General features: G+C 44.8%; 1 pseudogene. It reads left to right on the top strand.

Annotated features, from left to right (window positions below):
• Window positions 1–270: pseudogene (locus AAEY78_RS13240) on the top strand (S41 family peptidase); the annotation flags it as partial.

Genomic DNA, 270 nt, shown 5'->3' with positions numbered 1-270 from the left:
GCTAAATGCTATCTCTCCTGAGACGCTAAAGACATTTGTGGCTGTAGTGGATTTAGTACGTCGTCAATACGTCGATGCGGTCAATGACGAAGAGTTATTTAGCAATGCGATGAGTGGCATGCTGACCAAGCTTGACAGCCATGCTGAATTTTTGGACGCAGAAGCTTATGAAAACCTGCGTGCTTTTACTGAAGGTGACGTTGGTGATATTGGTATTAAGGTTAATTACCAGCCAGAGGCGGGATATTGGGTTGTGACAGAGGTTATCGA

Origin of the sequence: Psychrobacter sp. 16-MNA-CIBAN-0192 (assembly GCF_040309565.1) — a bacterium.
In the GTDB taxonomy this organism is placed as follows: Bacteria; Pseudomonadota; Gammaproteobacteria; order Pseudomonadales; family Moraxellaceae; genus Psychrobacter.
Note: the sequence above shows the minus strand (reverse complement) of the source record. Positions and strands in the feature narration are given on the sequence as shown.